Genomic DNA, 17,521 nt, shown 5'->3' with positions numbered 1-17,521 from the left:
TTGTTCTTTGAAGAAAAAGGAATCGCCTGGCTCAGGCCGCGTCGCGCTTGCGCTTGAAGGCCGCATTGAGGAAGCCGCTGAGCACGCCGACCATCAGGAGCGGCGGCAGCGACAGCAGAATGACCGAGGCGTTCAAGATGCCCCAGGGCACGTCGCGCCCGAGCTGGCTCAGCTCCGAGGCCACGATGGGCAGCGTCTTCGCGTCCGACGTGGTGAGCATCAGCGCGATGAGGAACTCGTTCCACACCAGCACGAAGCCGAAGGCGATGGCCCCGAGCAGCGAGCGCGCGGCAATGGGCAGCGCCACCTTGAAGAAGATCGCGTAGGGCCCGTAGCCGTCGACCCGGCCCGCCTCTTCGACCTCCTTCGGCACGGCCTTGAAGGCGGGAATGGCGAGCCAGATCACCGTCGAGAGCGTGAGCAGCGTGTAGGTGACGATCAGCGCGAAGCGGGTGTCGTACAGCTCCAGCTGCAGCCAGATGACCATGAGCGGGATCGCCACCGCCACCGGCGGCAGGAAGCGCATCGACAGCACGAAGAACTGGATGTCGTTGGCCCAGCGCAGCGGGTAGCGTGCCAGTGCGTAGGCGGCGGGCAGCCCGAGCACCGCACCGGCAACCACGGCCGCACCGACCACGACGATCGAGTTGAGCAAGCCCTGCGCCACCGCTTCGCGGCTCAGCACGTAGACGTAGTTTTCCAGTGTCGGCGTGAAGATGAACTTCGGCACGGCCGAGACGATGTCGACCCGGTTCTTGAACGAGTTGAGGAAGGTCCAGAGCACCGGCACCAGCGCGGAGAGCCCGGCGCCGACGAGCACCAGCCGCGCGAGCAGCGTGCCGAAAGAGAACGGTTTTTTTCTCGAGATGGTCATGAGGGCCGCGTCCATTTCCAGATGTAGGTGAACGCCACGGTCGAGGCGACCATCATCAGCACCGCCATGCTCGATGCATACGAGATGCGGCCCGACTCGATGAAGCCCTGCGAGAAGGCGTACATGTCCAGCGTTTCGGTCGAGATGCCAGGGCCGCCGCGCGTCATGACATAGATCAGGTCGAAGGCCCGCAGCGACTCGACCATCTTCACGAAGGTCAGGCTGATGAGTGGCGCCTTCAGCATCGGCAGCGCGACATAGGCATAGACCTCCCATGTCTTCGCGTGGTCCATGCGCGCGGCCTCGAAAGGCTGTGGCGGCAGTGTTTCGAGCAGCTTCAACACGATGACCGCGAAGAACAGGCCCCACTGCCACACGTCCACGAAGGCCACCGTCAGCAGCGCGGTGAGCGGGTTGGCCAGGAGGTCGAGCGGCTCGCCCGTGATGGCCTTGTACGGCCAGGTGAGCAGGCCGAACAACGGGTGAAAGGCGAACTTCCACACGAAGGCGGCCGACACGCGCGGCAGCAGCACCGGCACGATGAACAGCATGCACAGCAGGTTGCGCCAACGCGCCGTGGTGCACTGGAACAGCAACACGCCCAGCAGCACCGCCAGCACCATCGTCGCGCTGACCGTCACCACCTCCCAGGTGAGCGACACGCCCACCGAGTTGATGAAGCGCCGGTCGGAAAACAACTGGATGTAGTTGGCGAACCAGACCCAGCCCGAATCGGCCTGGCCCAGTTCGCGGTCCTGCAGCGAGATGCCGATCGCGAACAGCGTCGGCACCAGCGCCAGGACCGCCAGCACCAGCAGGCCCGGCCCGATGAAGACGACCGGCAGCCTTGTTTTTCTTCTCTCCCTTGCAGCCATTACTTCTTGCGCCGTGCGATCAGCTGCTTGGCGTAGGCGTCGAGTTCGTCGAGCCCGCCCTGGATGTCGGTACGCGAGCCGGTGATGAGTTCTTCCAGGATGATCCCCCAGCGGTCGCCGAGGTCGGGCCATGCGGCGTCCTGCCAGAAGTTCACGGCCGTGACCTTGCCGGTGTCGGCCAATGCCTTGCCCAAGTCAGCGCCGTAGCGCTTGGCGAACTCGGGGCTGCCCAGCACGCTGGTGCGGTTGAGTTCACCGAACTGGCCTTCGGCAAGGCGGCGCTGCTCCTGCTTCTTCGAAGTGGCCCAGGCGATGAAGAGACCGGCGCACTGCTTCGCCTCTTCGGTCTTGTTGGCCTTGGTGCCGATGGCCAGGCCGTGGCCGTAGCCGCCGCCGGTCAGCGGCGTGGGTGGCGGCAGGTAGGCGACCTTGCCGATCACGGTCGACATCTTGGGGTCGAGCGCATTGCCTGCCAGCGGCGTCGACTCGACCAGCATCGCGACCTTGCCCGCCAGGAAGGCACCGGTGGATTCGTCCCAGCCGCCGGTCTTGGTGCCGGGCGCCGAGTACTTGAACAGTTCGAGGTAGGTCTGCGTGGCCTTCACCGCGGCGGGCGAGTTGAAGACCGGCTTGTCGCCGTCGAACCATTGGCCGCCATAGCCGCGAAAGAACGGCATCCAGCGCCACACGTTGGCGCCCGAGCCGCGCTGGCCGCGCAGGGCCACGCCGTAGACGCCGTTGGCAGGGTCGTTGAGCTTCTTCGCGGCGGCGACGAATTCGTCGAGCGTGGTCGGCGGCTTCACGCCGGCCTTCTCGAGCAGGTCCTTGCGGTAGACCAGCAGGTCGCCGCCACCGGTGAGCGGCGCAAACCACGCCTGGCCGGCGAAGGTCGCGACCTTCTGGCGGCCCGGGTCGAAGTCGGCGTAGTCGTAGTCCGCCGGGTAGTACTTGGCCAGCGGCACGATCCACTTGGACTGCGCGAACAGCGGCACGTTGGCCTCGTCGACGTAGTACACGTTGTACTTGCCGACGGTCGAGGCGTCGGCGCGCGTCTTGGTGCGGCGGTCGTTCTCGTTGAGGTTGTCGATGTTGAACGAGACGCCGCTCAGGGCCTTGAACTCGTCCTTGTACTTCTCGAGCAGAGTCAGCCCGTCACGGGGCTGGGACAGGACGCGCACGTCCTCCTTGCAGACCTGTTGGGCCTGGGCCGCGCCGCCCCATGCGGCCAGTGCCGCGATCAGCATCGCGCAGCCCACCATCCGGTGCCGGTTTTCTTGAACAGCCATCGCTTCGTCTCCTTTGAGCCTGTCGTGGATTGCCGGCAAATCGCGGCAGGAACAGGTGGCACGAAGCGTAGGCACCGGCAGCGCGGCGCCGCGTACACGCGAGCCGGAGCGCTGGTATTTTCATGACCACCCGGCTCGGGGTTTTGCCGGAGGCAGATGCGTATCGGTCGCCTCGCGGCGCGGGCCAACCGCATAGGGTTTGCCCAATGCAGTTCCCTTCCATCGCGCCTGTACCTCCTTCGTATCGATAGCAAAACGAAGGTGTGAAAGCCGCACGCGCGCACGCAGAAAACCTGCGGTATCGACTACTTCCCGCGTATCGACGCTCCATGGCATCCCGGCTGTAATGCACGCGGCCAATGACCGCTGTCACAAGCGGCGGTCGGGCCGGTATGTGTCTACCCCTTACATCACCTTTTGTGGAATGCCTATGAAAACCAGACTCAGAGTTCTCGTTGTCGCCCTGCTGACCGTGGCGGGTCATGTCGCCTTCGCCGCCGAGGCGGACCGACAGGCGGCCGTCGACCGTGCACTGGCGTTGATCCAGAGCAACCCGTCGAGCTTCAACGTCGCGGCGCCCCCTGCGGCCTCTCCGTCACCCTCGGGCCGGTCGATGGCATCCGGCGCAGCCGCCAAGCCGGCACTGCCTGGCAGTGGCGATCAGTTCAAGGCACGCGACGTGATCGTGGACAAGGACGGCACCGAGCACGTGCGCTTCGACCGCTATCACGACGGCCTGCGCGTGATCGGCGGCGACGTGATCGTGCATTCGAGCCAGGGCCGGCTGCTCCAGTCCGACCTGACGCAAAAGAGCGCCATCCGCCTGCCCGAGACGCTGGGCAAGGTCGGCGGGCGCACCGTGATCCAGAACGCGCCCGACATCGGCGCCGAGCGCGCAAAGAGCATTGCCGCGCAGAGCTTTGCCAGCGCGGTGATGCGCTACGGCACGCCCGAGCTCGTCGTCTTCGCGCGCGACGAGACACCGGTGCTTGCCTATGCGGTGCGCGTGTACGGCAGGGCCACCGCGGCGCACGGAAGCGCCGTCGTCTACTACGTCGACGCGCGCGACGGCAAGCTGCTGGACGCCGAAGACCTCGTGCACACCGCGGCTGCGATGGGGACCGGCAAGTCGCTGTACTACGGCGACCTGCAGATCGCCACCGACCAGACCGGCAACAACGCCTATCGCATGGTCGACCCGACGCGCGGCGGCGGCGAAGTGATCGACGGGCGCGACGCGGTGTACACCGACCTTGCGGACTCGCCCGACCTGGCGCCGTTCACCAGCCCCGACAACAAGTGGGGCAACGGCACCACCACCGACCGCAAGACCGTCGCGGTCGACATCAACTACGGCCTGGCCAAGACCTGGGACTACTACAAGGACACCCACGGCCGCAACGGCATCTTCAACGACGGCAAGGGCGTGCAGAGCTACGCGCACGTGCTGTTCCTCAACCAGGACGGCTCCACCACGGGCGCGAATGCCGCATGGCTGAGCGAGGGCCGCATGATGGCCTACGGCGACGGCGAGGCAGGCACCTCGCTGCCGAAGCCGGTGGTGTCCATCGACGTCGCCGGGCACGAGATGAGCCACGGCGTGAACCAGGCCACCGCGAACCTGGCCTACTCGCGCGACGCCGGCGGCCTGAACGAAGCGAACTCCGACATCTTCGGCACCCTCGTCAAGTTCTACGCGAACAACGCGAACGATCCGGGCAACTACGTCATTGGCGCAAGAATCCTGGCCGGCGGCCTGCGCAAGATGTACAAGCAGGACGTCGACGGGCGCTCGTACGTCTGCTATCCGCAGGGCGGCTTCAAGAGCACGCAGGTGAATCCCCGGCACGACCCGCACCTCACGTCCGGCGTGGGCAACCGCTTCTTCTACCTCCTGGCCGAAGGCGCGGTGGTGCCCACGGGCGAAAGCAGGCTGACCAAGAGCGACCTGGTGTGCAACGGCGACACGAGCCTTGCGGGCATCGGGCGCGACAAGGCCGGCAGGATCTGGTACCGCGCGCTGACCGTGTACCTCAACTCCAGCTCGACCTACCCGAATGCCCGCGCGGCATCGATCCGCGCGGCCACCGACCTGTACGGTGCCAACTCGGCAGAGCAGGCGGCCGTCGCCCGCGCGTGGAGCGCGGTGTCGGTGCAATGACCTCCTGATGTGATGCGATGAAGCGAAAGCCGGCGCGGCATTGCGCCGGCTTTCGTCGGAACGCGTGTGCGACGCATGCCTGCGGCATGGCTTTGCCCTCATTGGTTGCAATATAAAACTAGATCACTAAAATCAATCTGGTCTTTTTTTGCAACCACAACCGGCCACCGCCGCACGTTCCATGACCCACTACCGCACCACCACCATCGACGGCCTGAAGATCTTCTACCGCGAGGCAGGCGACCCCGCGCTGCCGGCCCTGCTCCTGCTGCACGGCTTTCCGGCCTCGTCCTTCATGTACCGGGAGCTGATCGAGCGACTGGCCCACCGCTTCCACGTCATCGCACCGGACTACCCCGGCTTCGGGCACAGCGAGGCGCCGTCGGTCGCGGAGTTCAGCTACACCTTCGACAACCTCGCGGACGTCGTCGGCAAGCTCGTCGACCAACTCGGCCTCAAGAGCTACGGCCTCTACATGCAGGACTTCGGCGGCCCCGTCGGATTCCGGCTGGCCACGCGCCGGCCGGACAGGATCGACTTTCTGGTGGTGCAGAACGCCAATGCCTACGAGGAAGGCCTGCCGGACGATTTCTGGGGGCTGGCCCGCGCGTTGTGGAAAGACCCGTCGACGGCCAACTACGCCAGGGTCCGCGAAGCCGCCATGTCGGACGAAGCCCTGGCATGGAACTACACCCACGGCGTGAAGGACGTGGAACGCATCGACCCCGACAACTGGCTGCTGCAGCGCGCCCTGCTGGCACGCCCCGGCAACAAGGACGCAATGGCCGCGCTGCTGTACGACTACAAGAACAACCTGCCGCTCTACCCCGTCTGGCAGGCCTACTTCCGGCAGCACCAGCCGCCGACGCTGGTCGTCTGGGGCGCCAATGACGCGATCTTTCCGCCATCGGGTGCCTACCCTTACCAACGCGACCTCAAGCGGGTCGACTTCAAGCTGCTCGACACCGGCCACTTCGCGCTCGAAGAGCTCGGGGAAGCCATCGCCGTTCACATCGCGCGTTTCCACGATGCGCTGAGCGCCTGAAGTCCACGCCTCCAGGAAACATCGCCATGGACTTGAACGTCGACTCGGCAACGGCCGGGGCCCATCGCTGCCCCGCGCCATCGATATCGGGTGCGCTCGCGCTGCTGTTCGCAATCGCCTGCGGACTCGCGGTGGCCAACGTCTACTACGCCCAGCCGCTGCTGGACACGCTGGCCGACACCTTCGGCATCCGGCCCGCCACGGTCGGCGCGGTCGTCACCATCACCCAGGTCGGTTATGGCCTGGGGCTCCTGCTGGTCGTGCCGCTGGGCGACCTGATCGACCGGCGGCGATTGATCGTCGGACAGTTGCTACTGTCGGTGGTCGCATTGCTGTGCGTCGCGCTGGCGCCGCGCGCGGCGATTCTGTTGCCGGCCATGGCCACCGTGGGCGTGCTGGCGGTCGTGACGCAGGTGCTGGTGGCCTACGCGGCCAGCATGGCCCCACCGGGCGAGCGCGGGCGCATGGTCAGCACCGTGACCAGCGGCATCATCCTCGGCATCCTGCTGGCGCGTGCCGTCTCGGGCAGCCTGTCGGATCTCTTCGGCTGGCGCGCGGTGTACCTCGCGTCCGCGGCGGCCACGCTGGTGGTGTCCGGGCTGCTGTGGATGGCGCTTCCGAGGCACGCGCGGCCGGCCACGGGCATGTCGTACCTGCAGCTGATCCGCTCGGTGTTCACGCTCTTCGCGCAGGAGCCGGTGCTGCGGGTCCGCTCGGTGCTCGCGATGCTGATCTTCATGGCCATCACGATGATGCTCACGCCGATGGTGCTGCCGCTGACGGCGCCGCCGTTCTCGCTCTCGCACACGCAGGTGGGCCTGTTCGGCCTGGCGGGCGTTGCCGGCGTCCTGGGTGCCGCGCGAGCGGGCCGTCAGTCGGACCGCGGACGCGCGCAGCGCATCACCGGCATCGGGCTTACGGCGATGCTGCTGTCGTGGGCGCTCATCGCCTTGTTGCCGTGGTCCATCTGGGCGATGGTGGCCGGCGTCGTCATGATCGACTTCGGGCTGCAGTCGGTGCACGTGGCCAACCAGAGCCTGATCTATCGCGTGCGCCCGGAAGCCCAGAGCCGGCTGACCGGCGGCTACATGATCTTCTATTCCATCGGCTCGGCCACCGGGTCGATGGCCTCGACGATGGTGTACGCCCATGCGGGCTGGAACGGCGTCTGCGCAGCGGGGGCGCTCGTCAGTGGGCTCGCGCTGGTGTTCTGGACGGTGACCCGGCACCTGACGCCGCAGGATTCAGAGCCCTGAGGCCGCTGCTACGGCGGCGCGGTTCAGGCCGTGGTGGCAAGCGGCGTGTTCTGCGCCGTGCGCAAGCCGAAGCGGTCCTGCGCCTGGTGCCGGTAGGCCGAGGGTGTCATGCCCTTGAGCTGCAGAAAGCGCCGGTTGAAATTCGCCAGGTTCGAGAAGCCCACCTCGTAGCAGATGTCGCTCACCAGCTGGTCGGACACCTGCAGCATCTCGCAGGCCTTGGCGATGCGCAGCCGCGTGACGAAGTCGGTGAAAGTGGCGCCCATGTGCTTGTGGAAGTAGCGCGAGAAGCTGCTTTCGGCCATGTTGGCCACGGCGCACACGGCCGGCAGCGAAAGCTCTTCCGTCAGGTGCTGGTCGAGGTAGTCGAGCACGCGGCGCATGCGGGTATTGGCGCTCGGGTCTTCGCCCGCCGGCTCGGCGGCGCTGGAAATCTGGCGCCAGTCGGGCCAGTTGGCCAGTTCGTGCAGCAGGCCGATGAACTCGGAGAGCCGCGCCATGCCCTCCTGCGCCTGCACGCGCCGGAAGCGCTCGCGCACCAGGTCGCCGATGCCGAAGAACTCGACGCCGAGCCGGGCCCGGTCGAGCAGCGGCACCACCGCCTCCAGTTCGGAGAACAGGCCCACGCCCTTGCGCAGCGGCTCGTCACGAAAGTGGATGACCATGCTGCGCTCGGCAATGCCCTCGGGCGGCACGTCGTGCGAGATCCAGGTGTGCGGCAGCCGCGCGCCCACCAGTGCCACGTAGCCCGGCTCGAAACGGCCGATGTGGTTGCCGACGAAGGCATCGCCGCTGCTGCGGTTGATGCATTGCAGCTCGTACTCGTCGTGGTAGTGCCAGCAGTCGAAGGGCCAGGGCACACCGTGGTGCAGGCACCGCACCGAACCGCCGCGTGCCGGCTCGAAGCCCAGCCGCGGGTCGCGCAGAAGCTCGTGCTCGAGTTCGGGTTTGCGTGCGGCGTGGTGTCTGCTCATCCTGAATGTCCCTGCCTGAAACGAAGCCGGGGTCTTTCGGGTCAGCGCCGCAATCGCAGTGGGCTGTGGCGCCGGCTCAGGCGCCGGCCACCTTCATGCGGTTCACCAGCACCGACCCCGTGGTCTTGGCACCGAAAGTGTAGGCATCCGCGCCGATGGCTTCAATGCCCATCAGCATGTCCTTGAGGTTGCCGGCAATGGTGATCTCCTGCACCGGGAAGGCGATCTTGCCCTTCTCGACCCAGAAGCCGCTGGCACCGCGCGAGTAGTCGCCGGTCACGTAGTTCACGCCCTGCCCCATCAGCTCGATCACGAAGAGGCCAGTGCCCAGCTTGGCGAGCATCGCGTCGAGGTCGTCGGTGTGCTTCGTCAGGCGCGAGCTGAGCGTCAGGTTGTGCGAGCCGCCGGCGTTGCCGGTGGTCTTCATGCCCAGCTTGCGGGCCGAGTACGTCGAGAGGAAGTAGCCTTCGAGCCGGCCGGCATCGACCACCTTGCGCGCGCGGGTGACCACGCCTTCGTCGTCGAAGGGCGAGCTGCCCTTGCCGCGCAGGATGTGCGGGTCTTCGGCGATGTCGATGTGCTTGGGCAGCACGGGCTTGCCCAGCGAATCGAGCAGGAAGGTGCTCTTGCGGTAGAGCGCGCCGCCGCTCACGGCCTGCACCAGCCCGCCCAGCAGGCCCACGGCCAGGGGCGACTCGAACAGCACCGGGCATTCGGTGGTCTTGATCTTGCGCGACTTCAGGCGGCTCAGTGCCCGTTCGGCGGCGTAGCGGCCCACGGCCTGCGGGCTGGCCAGTTCGTCGGCGGCGCGCATCGAGCTGTACCAGGCGTCGCGCTGCATGCCGTCGCCCTTGCCGGCGATGGGCGCCACCGAGATCGAATGCCGCGAGCTGGCGTAGCCGCCGCGAAAGCCGTGCGTATGGGCGCTGAAGAAATGGCTCTGCTGGGCCGAGACGCCCGCGCCTTCGCTGTTGGTGATGCGCTTGTCGGTCGACAGCGCGGCTTCTTCGCACTCCAGCGCCAGCCTGGCGGCCTGCTCGCTCGTCACGTCCCAGGGGTGGAACAGGTCGAGCTCGGGGTAATCCTTGGCGATGTCTTCCTCGTCGGGCAGGCCGCTCACCGGGTCTTCGGCCGTGAAGCGGGCGATGTCGTAGGCCGCTTGCACGGTCTGCTTGATCGCGGCTTCGGAGAAGTCGGAGGTGCTGGCGTTGCCGCGGCGATGGCCCACGTAGACCGTGATGCCGAGCGACTTGTCGCGGTTGCGCTCGACGTTCTCCAGCTCGCCCTTGCGCACCGACACGCTCAGGCCGCAGCCCTCGGAGGCCTCGGCCCCGGCGTCGGTGGCACCGAGCTTCTTGGCATGCGCCAAGGCGGTGTCGACCAGGTTTTCGAAGAAGGAGCGGCTGTAGGCGAAGCCGGAATCGGCGCGCGAGGAGGATGTCGTCATGTGGTGGCTATGATACTTGCGCCTCCTATTTCTCGTTTTCCCACTGTCTGTTGCGCACATTGCAACGCCGCACGGTGCGGCCCAGAATCCAACTCCATGTCCCGCAAACCCAAAAAAGGCTATTTCGTCCGTGGCCAGTTCGTTGCCGAAGGCAGCGAACTCGACCTTGAACTCAAGCGCGAGCTCAAGGGCACCGACGATGCCAGCCGCACCGACCTCAAGCGCGAGAGCGACGAACTGCAAAAGCTCGGCACCGAGCTGCTCACCCTGCGCGCCGCCCTGTTCGATGCCCTTCCGCTGGACGAAAAGCTGGTCGACGCCATTGCCGAGGCCAAGCGCATCACCAATTTCGAGGGCAAGCGCCGCCAGATGCAGTTCATCGGCAAGCTGATGCGCAAGCTCGAACCCGAAGTGCTGGAAGCCGTCAAGCTCGCCCTGACCGAGCAGAACACCGTGCCGGCCGCCGAAACTGCCGCGCTGCACGAAGCCGAGCGCTGGCGCGACCGCCTGATTGCCGACGACGACGCACTCGGCGGCTGGATCGAAACCCACCCCGCCACCGATTCCCAGCAGCTGCGCGCGCTGGTGCGCCAGGCCCGCAAGGACATGAAGACCGGCCCCGCCGGCGAAGCGCCGCGCCAGGGCAAGGCCTACCGCGAGATCTTCCAGCTGGTGCGTGCGCAACTGGCGGTGCATGGCGGCGCCGACCATGCGGCCGCAGCCGCCGCGCAAGACCGGGAAGAAGACGCATGAGCCCCCTGTCTTTCTCCCTCCCCTTCCGGGGGAGGGCCGGGGTGGGGGCACGACGGCCTCTGATCGTGCGCAGTGCTTCATCGAAGGCCGAGTGCCCCCGTCCCCACCTTCCCCCGGAAGGGGAAGGCGCAAGACCATGAGCGCGTTCGACCCCGTCCGCATCGGCATCGTCTCGATCAGCGACCGCGCCTCAAGCGGCACCTACGAAGACAAGGGCCTGCCCTCGCTGAAGGAATGGCTCGGCCGGGCGCTGAAGAACCCGATCGAATTCGAGCCCCGCCTGATTCCCGACGAGGCCGCTGGCATCAGCGCCGCGCTGATCGAGCTGGTCGACGCCGGCTGCTCGCTGGTGCTCACCACCGGCGGCACCGGCCCCGCCCTGCGGGACGTGACGCCCGAAGCCACGCTGGCCGTCGCCCACAAGGAAATGCCCGGCTTCGGCGAGCAGATGCGCCAGATCAGCCTGCGCTTCGTGCCGACCGCGATCCTGTCGCGCCAGGTGGCGGTGATCCGCGACAAGAGCCTGATCATCAACCTGCCGGGGCAGCCCAAGTCGATCGCGGAAACGCTCGAAGGGCTGAAGGATGCGGACGGTACGCAGCTCGTGCCGGGCATCTTCGCGGCGGTGCCGTATTGCATCGACCTGATCGGCGGGCCGTACATGGAAACCGACGACGCGGTCTGCAAGGCCTTCAGGCCGAAGTCGGCGATCCGCTCACGCTGAGGCGAACGGCCTCCGGCGAAGACAAGAGATGGGGGCGAACGCCCCCTTTTTTCATGGCGCCGGAGCGCTCCGGGCCTCGACGTCCTTCAGGCAGGCGTTGATCGCTGCGTTCGACGTCTGCTCATAGCAATGCGCGGCGGCCGCCCGCATGGCTTTCTCCTGCACGCGGCGCGCTTCCGCGCTGTCGATCTGGTAGCTCATGAGCCACTTCATGGCAAACGCCAGGACGATGCCCATGCCGATGGCCGCGCCGACCAGCGTCGATCGCCAGGTTCGGACACGGGGCTCGCGAGGCGCGGGGGCGGCATGCGCGGCGGCATCGAACAAGGCCATCGGCGGCTGCGACGCCGAGCCGCCATGGACCCTTCGGCGCTGCTGGGGCGGCGCTTCCGTCCTGCGCGCCCCGGTTGAAGATTGGTTGTAGTTGCCCATCGATCTGTCGTTGTGAATCGGGCCGCCAGCCCGTTGCATGCACAACGAGACGTGCCCTCTTCCAACGCAGATTCATGCGCCTTGCGGAAGGCCGCGGCCCACCGGATTCTCGCCGCAGAAACCGCTGATCGATGCGGCCAGGTTCGCGCTCAGGCCAGCGCCGGCCCGAACCCGTGGCTGTCGGCCGCCTGCTCGCACGGCACGCGCTCAACCTGCACCGTCGAATGGTGGATGTCGAACTTCTCGGCCAGCATCGCGCGCAGCTGCAGCATCAGCGGCGCCATGTCGCCCACCTCGGGCGTGCACACCACGTGCACGCTCAGGCTCACCTTGCCGCTGGACAGCGCCCACACGTGCAGGTCGTGCAGGCTCGCCACGCCCGCGCTGCCGGCCAGCGCACGCTCGACTTCGGGCAGGTCGACGTCGTCGGGCACGCCTTCGAGCAGCACGTTCAGGCTTTCGCGCAACAGCCGCCAGGTGCGCGGCAGCACCCACAGGCCAATGGCCACCGCGATCACCGAGTCGACCCAGGCCCAACCCGTGAAGCGGATCACCAGCGCCCCGACGATCACGCCGACCGAACCCAGCATGTCGGCCCATACCTCCAGGTACGCGCCCTTCACGTTGAGGCTCTCGTCCTTGCCGGACGCCAGCAGCCGCATGCCGATGAGGTTGACGATCAGCCCGCCGATGGCCACCACCAGCATCATGGTCGACTGGATCTCGGCCGGTGCCGAGATGCGCCGGTAGGCCTCGTACAACACGTAGATCGCCACGAAGAACAGCAGCACCGCGTTGAGCACCGCCGCCAGGATCTCGAAGCGGTAGTAGCCGAAGGTGCGCCGCTTGTCGGCCGGCCGCTTGCCGATCCAGATGGCCGTCAGCGAGATGGCCAGCGCCACGGTGTCGGTGAACATGTGGGCCGCATCGGACAGCAGCGCCAGGCTGCCCGAGACCAGCCCGCCGATCACCTCGGCCACGAGGTAGGTCCCCGTCAGCAGCAGCGCGATGCGCAGTGCCTTTTCATTGCCACCGACAGCGTGTGAATGCTCATGTGCCATTGGAACCCCGCAGTGAAGGATCGAGTGGCGCGCCGTGGCTCCGGTCTTCGCTCGCCTCCTCCTGCACCTCGTCTTCGTCGCGCCGGTGCGCAATGCGGTAGAGCAGCGGAAGCACCAGCAGCGTCAGCGCGGTCGACGAGAGGATACCGCCGATCACCACCGTGGCCAGCGGCCGCTGCACTTCGGCGCCCGTGCCGGTGGCAATGGCCATCGGCACGAAGCCCAGCGACGCAACCAGCGCGGTCATGAGCACCGGCCGCAGGCGGGTGAGCGCGCCTTCGCGGATCGCCGCATCGAGCGGCAGGCCGCCTTCGCGCAGGTTGCGGATGAACGAGATCATCACCAACCCGTTGAGCACCGCCACGCCCGACAGCGCGATGAAGCCCACCGCCGCCGAGATCGACAGCGGAATGCCCCGCATCCACAGCGCCACGATGCCGCCCGTGAGCGCGAACGGAATGCCGGTGAACACCAGCAGCCCGTCCTTCAGGTTGCCGAACATCGCGAACAGCAGCGTGAACACCAGCAGCAGCGACACCGGCACCACCACCTGCAGGCGCTGCGTGGCCGAGGCGAGGTTCTCGTACTGGCCGCCCCACACGGTCCAGTAGCCGGTGGGAATGGTCACCTGGCGCATGGCCTCTTCGGCCTCGGCCACGAAGGAGCCGAGGTCGCGGCCACGCACGTTCGCGCTCACCACGATGCGGCGCTTGCCGTTCTCGCGGCTGACCTGGTTGGGCCCCGGCGCCAGCTCCAGCGTGGCGACCTCGCCCAGCGGAATGAAGCTGGTGCGCTGCGCCTCCGCGCCCGCGCCCTTGGGCAGCGCTACCGGCAGGCGCTTGATGGCCTCCAGGTCGGTGCGCAGGTTCTCGGGCAGCCGCACGATGATGTCGAAGCGCCGGTCGCCGTCGAACAGCGTGCCCGACTCGCGCCCGCCCACCGCGATGGAAATCGCGTCCTGCACATCGCCCACGTTGAGGCCGTAGCGCGCGGTCTTGCTGCGGTCGATGTTCACGGTGAGCATCGGCAAGCCCGTGGTCTGCTCGACCTTCACTTCGGCGGCGCCGGCGATCTTGCCCAGCACGCCCGAGACCTCGGTCGCGGTCTTGTTGAGCACGTCCATGTCGTCGCCGAAGATCTTCACGGCAACGTCGCTGCGCACGCCCGAGATCAACTCGTTGAAGCGCAATTGAATGGGCTGCGAGAACTCGTAGTTGTTGCCCGGCAGCTTCTCGACCTCTTCCTGCACGGCCGCAAGAATCTCGGCGCGCGTGCGCTTTGGCTTGGGCCATTCGCTCTCGGGCTTGAGCATGATGTAGCCGTCGGAGATGTTCGGCGGCATCGGGTCCGACGCGATCTCGGCCGTGCCGGTGCGCGCGAACACGCGCTCGATCTCCGGAAATTTTTCTTTCAGCGTGCGTTCGAGCTGCTTTTGCATCTCGACCGACTGCGTGAGGCTGGTGCCCGGAATGCGCAGCGCCTGAATGGCGAAGTCACCCTCGCTCAGGCTGGGCACGAACTCCGTGCCCAGGCGCGTGGCCAGCAGGCCCGACAGCAGCACCGCCACCACGGCCGTGGTGATGACAAACGGCTTGGCGTTCATCACGCGCGTCAGCAGCGGCTCGTAGCCACGCTTGGCCCACTGCATCAGGCGGTTTTCCTTCTCGCCGACCTTGTTGCCGATGAACAGCGCCACGGCCGCCGGAATGAAGGTGATAGACAGGATCATCGCGCCCAGCAGCGCGATCACCACGGTGAAGGCCATCGGGTGGAACAGCTTGCCCTCCACGCCCGTGAGCGCAAAGATCGGCAGGTACACGATCATGATGATGAGCTGGCCGAACAGCAGCGGGCGCCGTGCCTCCTGCGAGGCCGCGAACACTTCATGAAAGCGCTCGCTGCGCGTGAGCGGCCTTCCATACTTGGCCTGCGCATGGGCCAGCCTTCGCACGCAGTTCTCCACGATCACCACTGCGCCGTCGATGATGATGCCGAAGTCGAGCGCGCCCAGGCTCATGAGGTTGGCGCTGATCTTCTGGTTCACCATGCCGGTGAAGGTGAAGAGCATCGACAGCGGAATCACCAGCGCGGTGATCAGCGCTGCGCGGATGTTGCCGAGGAACAGGAACAGGATCGCGATGACCAGCACCGCGCCCTCGAACAGGTTCTTCTTGACGGTGGCGATGGCCTTGTCGACCAGCACCGTGCGGTCGTACACCGTCACGGCCTTCACGCCGGCGGGCAGCGTGCGGTTGATCTCCTGCATCTTCTTGTCGACGGCCTGCGACACGGTGCGGCTGTTCTCGCCGATCAGCATGAACACCGTGCCCAGCACCACTTCGCGGCCGTTGTCGGTGGCGGCGCCCGTGCGCAGTTCCTTGCCGATGCCGACCTCGGCCACGTCCTGCACGCGCAGCGGCACGCCGTTGGCATTGCCCAGGATCACGTTGCCGATGTCTTCCGCCGACTTGACCTGTCCCGGCGCGCGAATGAGGTATTGCTCGCCGCGCTTTTCGATGTAGCCCGCGCCCACGTTGGCGTTGTTGCGCTCCAGCGCGGTGACCAGGTCGGTCATGGTGAGGCCGTGGGCCAGCAGCTTGGCCGGATCGGGTGCGATCTGGAACTCCTTGGCGTAGCCGCCGATGGAGTTGATCTCGGTCACGCCCGTCACGTTGCGCAGTTGCGGCTTGATGATCCAGTCCTGGATCTCGCGCAGGTCGGTCGGGGTGTAGGGCTTGCCGTCGGCCTTCTTCGCGCCCTCCTCGGCCTCGACAGTCCACAGGTAGATCTCGCCCAGGCCGGTCGAGATGGGTCCGATCACGGGCGACACGCCGCGCGGCATCTTCTCGCGCGCCGACTGGATGCGCTCGTTGACGAGCTGCCGCGCGAAGTAGATGTCGGTCCCGTCCTCGAAGATCACCGTCACCTGCGACAGGCCGTAGCGCGAGAGCGAACGGGTCTGCTGCAGGCCGGGCAGGCCGGCCATGACGGTTTCGATCGGGTAGGTCACGCGCTGCTCCGCCTCCAGCGGCGAGTAGCCGGGCGCGGCGGTGTTGATCTGCACCTGCACGTTGGTGATGTCGGGCACCGCATCGATGGGCAGCTTCTGGTAGCTGAAGACACCGAGCGCGGCCATGCCGAGCACGGCCAGCAGGATCAGCCAGCGCTGCTCTATCGAGAAGCGGATGATTCGTTCGAACATGCGGGCGTCCTCAGTGGGTGTGCGTGGCCGAGCTCTTGCCCTGCTGCGACTTCACGACGAAGCTGCCGCTGGCGGCGTAGGCGGTGCCGGGCTTCAGGCCGCTCACGATCTCGATGCGCTGGCCGTCGCTGCGGCCGGTCTGCACGTGCTGCGGCAGGAAGCCGCCGGGTACCTTGAGGAAGACGGTGGGCTTTTCTTCCACCGTCTGCACCGCGTCCGCCGCCACGGTGATGGGCACCTGCGCCTCGGACGACACCAGCTCGACATTCACGAACAGGCCCGGGCGCCAGATGCGCTGCGGGTTGGTCAGCGTGACGCGTGCGGTGGCGGTGCGCGTCTGCGCGCCGATCAGCGAGCCCACGTACGACACCGTGCCGCTGGCCGTCTGGTCGAAGGCACTCGAACGGATGCTCACCGGCTCGCCGATGCGCACCAGGTTCAGGTTGTTGGCGGCCACGCTGATCTCGGCCCACACGGTCGAGAGGTCGGAGATGGTGAAGACGTTGACCGCCTCGCCCACCGACTCGCCGAGCGAGATGTGCTTTTCGACCACCATGCCATCGAAGGGCGCGCGCAGCTCGTAGCGGCCGAGGGCCGACGCGCCCGGCGTGGCGCCCAGTGCCAGCAGCTTCTGGTTGGCATTGGCCACGGCAATCTGCGACTCCTGCATCGCCTGCTGGGCGGCCAGGTAGTCCTGCTGCGGAGAGATCTTTTCTTCCCACAGCTTCTTCTCGCGTTCGTAGGTGGTGCGCGCCAGCTCCAGCCGGCGCTGGGCCGACTGCAATGCGCTGCGCTGCTCCGACAGTGCCGGGCTCGACAGCACGGCCAGCACCTGGCCGCGCTTGACCTCCTGCCCCAGGTTGGCCGACACGCTGTCGACCACGCCCGCCACGCGCGGCACCACGTGCGCCGTGCGGTCTTCGTTGAACTTGATCTCGCCAGGCAGTTGCAGCGACGACTTGATGCGCGCGGGGCCGGCGTTCTCGATCGCCATGCCGGCGGCCTTGATCTGCTCGTCGGTAAAGGCGATGGTTTCTTCGTCTTCCTTGTGCTCGGCGGAGGCCTTCGCGGGCTCACCCGCTTCCTTGCCCTGCTCGGTCTTCTCTGCCTTCGGTGCCTCGGCACCCTTCTCTCCCGCAGCCTCCTCGTGATGCTCCTTGTCGGCATGCCCCTTGGCCTCGGCGTGGCTGTGGTCGTGGTCCTTGCCCTCTTCCTTGCCTTGCTTCCCGCCCTCTTCGTGGTGCTCGCCGTCGCCGTGTCCGGCCGCTTCCGAATGGCCGGCCGCCTCGGGCTTGGCGGGCGCCGTGCGCAGGATCAGCGCGCCGACGCCGAGCCCCACGACAAGCACCGCCACGATGGCGAGCCACTGCTTCTTGCCGACGCGTTCGGCGAGCGATTGACGTTCTTTTGTGTTCATGGTCTGTTGGTTCC

14 protein-coding genes are annotated in these 17,521 nt (G+C 66.9%); 5 read left to right on the top strand and 9 right to left on the bottom strand.

Translation table 11 applies throughout. The features are described from left to right. Positions 1-31: 31 nt before the first annotated feature. The 3 genes from BLQ28_RS11815 to BLQ28_RS11805 are packed head-to-tail and all read right to left on the bottom strand — an operon-like array spanning position 32 to position 3,035. Positions 32-874, bottom strand: a complete 843-nt coding sequence (locus BLQ28_RS11815) for a carbohydrate ABC transporter permease (RefSeq protein ID WP_093239481.1) — start codon at positions 872-874, stop codon at positions 32-34. Beyond that, the gene (locus BLQ28_RS11810; protein ID WP_093239241.1) at positions 871-1,749 is read right to left on the bottom strand and encodes a carbohydrate ABC transporter permease; all 879 of its coding nucleotides are present in this window, start codon (positions 1,747-1,749) and stop codon (positions 871-873) included. The genes BLQ28_RS11815 and BLQ28_RS11810 overlap by 4 nt, the downstream gene beginning before the upstream one ends. Next, positions 1,749-3,035, bottom strand: a complete 1,287-nt coding sequence (locus BLQ28_RS11805; RefSeq protein ID WP_371126622.1) for an ABC transporter substrate-binding protein — start codon at positions 3,033-3,035, stop codon at positions 1,749-1,751. Before BLQ28_RS11805 ends, BLQ28_RS11810 begins: the two co-directional genes overlap by 1 nt. 430 nt (positions 3,036-3,465) lie before the next feature. Between BLQ28_RS11805 and BLQ28_RS11800 the strand changes: the two genes are divergently transcribed. From BLQ28_RS11800 to BLQ28_RS11790, 3 genes are all read left to right on the top strand, one after another. Continuing rightward, the gene (locus BLQ28_RS11800) at positions 3,466-5,196 is read left to right on the top strand and encodes a M4 family metallopeptidase (RefSeq protein WP_093239238.1); all 1,731 of its coding nucleotides are present in this window, start codon (positions 3,466-3,468) and stop codon (positions 5,194-5,196) included. A 181-nt stretch (positions 5,197-5,377) separates the two neighbouring features. Further along, on the top strand, positions 5,378-6,241 hold the full coding sequence (locus BLQ28_RS11795) for an alpha/beta fold hydrolase (RefSeq protein WP_093239236.1): 864 nt from the start codon (positions 5,378-5,380) through the stop codon (positions 6,239-6,241). A gap of 26 nt (positions 6,242-6,267) precedes the next feature. Beyond that, complete coding sequence (locus BLQ28_RS11790) at positions 6,268-7,497, top strand: MFS transporter (RefSeq protein WP_093239235.1); 1,230 nt, start codon at positions 6,268-6,270, stop codon at positions 7,495-7,497. A 23-nt stretch (positions 7,498-7,520) separates the two neighbouring features. Here BLQ28_RS11790 and BLQ28_RS11785 read toward each other — a convergent pair whose 3' ends face one another. Next, a complete protein-coding gene (locus BLQ28_RS11785; RefSeq protein ID WP_093239233.1) occupies positions 7,521-8,471 on the bottom strand; it encodes a helix-turn-helix domain-containing protein in 951 nt (316 codons plus the stop codon). Positions 8,472-8,547: 76 nt separating this feature from the next. Further along, entirely contained in the window at positions 8,548-9,918 is a 1,371-nt protein-coding gene (pmbA, locus tag BLQ28_RS11780; protein ID WP_093239232.1) for a metalloprotease PmbA, read from the bottom strand. Positions 9,919-10,014: 96 nt separating this feature from the next. Between pmbA and yjgA the strand changes: the two genes are divergently transcribed. After that, positions 10,015-10,671, top strand: a complete 657-nt coding sequence (yjgA, locus tag BLQ28_RS11775) for a ribosome biogenesis factor YjgA (RefSeq protein ID WP_093239230.1) — start codon at positions 10,015-10,017, stop codon at positions 10,669-10,671. A 160-nt stretch (positions 10,672-10,831) separates the two neighbouring features. Continuing rightward, complete coding sequence (mog, locus tag BLQ28_RS11770; RefSeq protein WP_371126635.1) at positions 10,832-11,395, top strand: molybdopterin adenylyltransferase; 564 nt, start codon at positions 10,832-10,834, stop codon at positions 11,393-11,395. A 51-nt stretch (positions 11,396-11,446) separates the two neighbouring features. Here mog and BLQ28_RS11765 read toward each other — a convergent pair whose 3' ends face one another. The 4 genes from BLQ28_RS11765 to BLQ28_RS11750 form a co-directional block, all read right to left on the bottom strand. Continuing rightward, positions 11,447-11,827, bottom strand: a complete 381-nt coding sequence (locus BLQ28_RS11765; RefSeq protein WP_143012473.1) for a hypothetical protein — start codon at positions 11,825-11,827, stop codon at positions 11,447-11,449. A gap of 149 nt (positions 11,828-11,976) precedes the next feature. Continuing rightward, positions 11,977-12,888 (bottom strand): cation diffusion facilitator family transporter, encoded by a 912-nt coding sequence (locus tag BLQ28_RS11760; RefSeq protein WP_093239225.1) that lies wholly within the window; start codon positions 12,886-12,888, stop codon positions 11,977-11,979. After that, positions 12,878-16,090, bottom strand: coding sequence for a CusA/CzcA family heavy metal efflux RND transporter (locus BLQ28_RS11755; protein WP_093239224.1), 3,213 nt, complete (start codon positions 16,088-16,090; stop codon positions 12,878-12,880). Before BLQ28_RS11755 ends, BLQ28_RS11760 begins: the two co-directional genes overlap by 11 nt. A gap of 10 nt (positions 16,091-16,100) precedes the next feature. Next, positions 16,101-17,507 (bottom strand): efflux RND transporter periplasmic adaptor subunit, encoded by a 1,407-nt coding sequence (locus BLQ28_RS11750; protein WP_093239222.1) that lies wholly within the window; start codon positions 17,505-17,507, stop codon positions 16,101-16,103. Positions 17,508-17,521 lie beyond the last annotated feature (14 nt).

It is taken from the genome of Variovorax sp. EL159, from assembly GCF_900100965.1.
GTDB lineage: Bacteria > Pseudomonadota > Gammaproteobacteria > Burkholderiales > Burkholderiaceae_C > Variovorax.
This window is presented reverse-complemented; position numbering and strand designations above follow the sequence as displayed.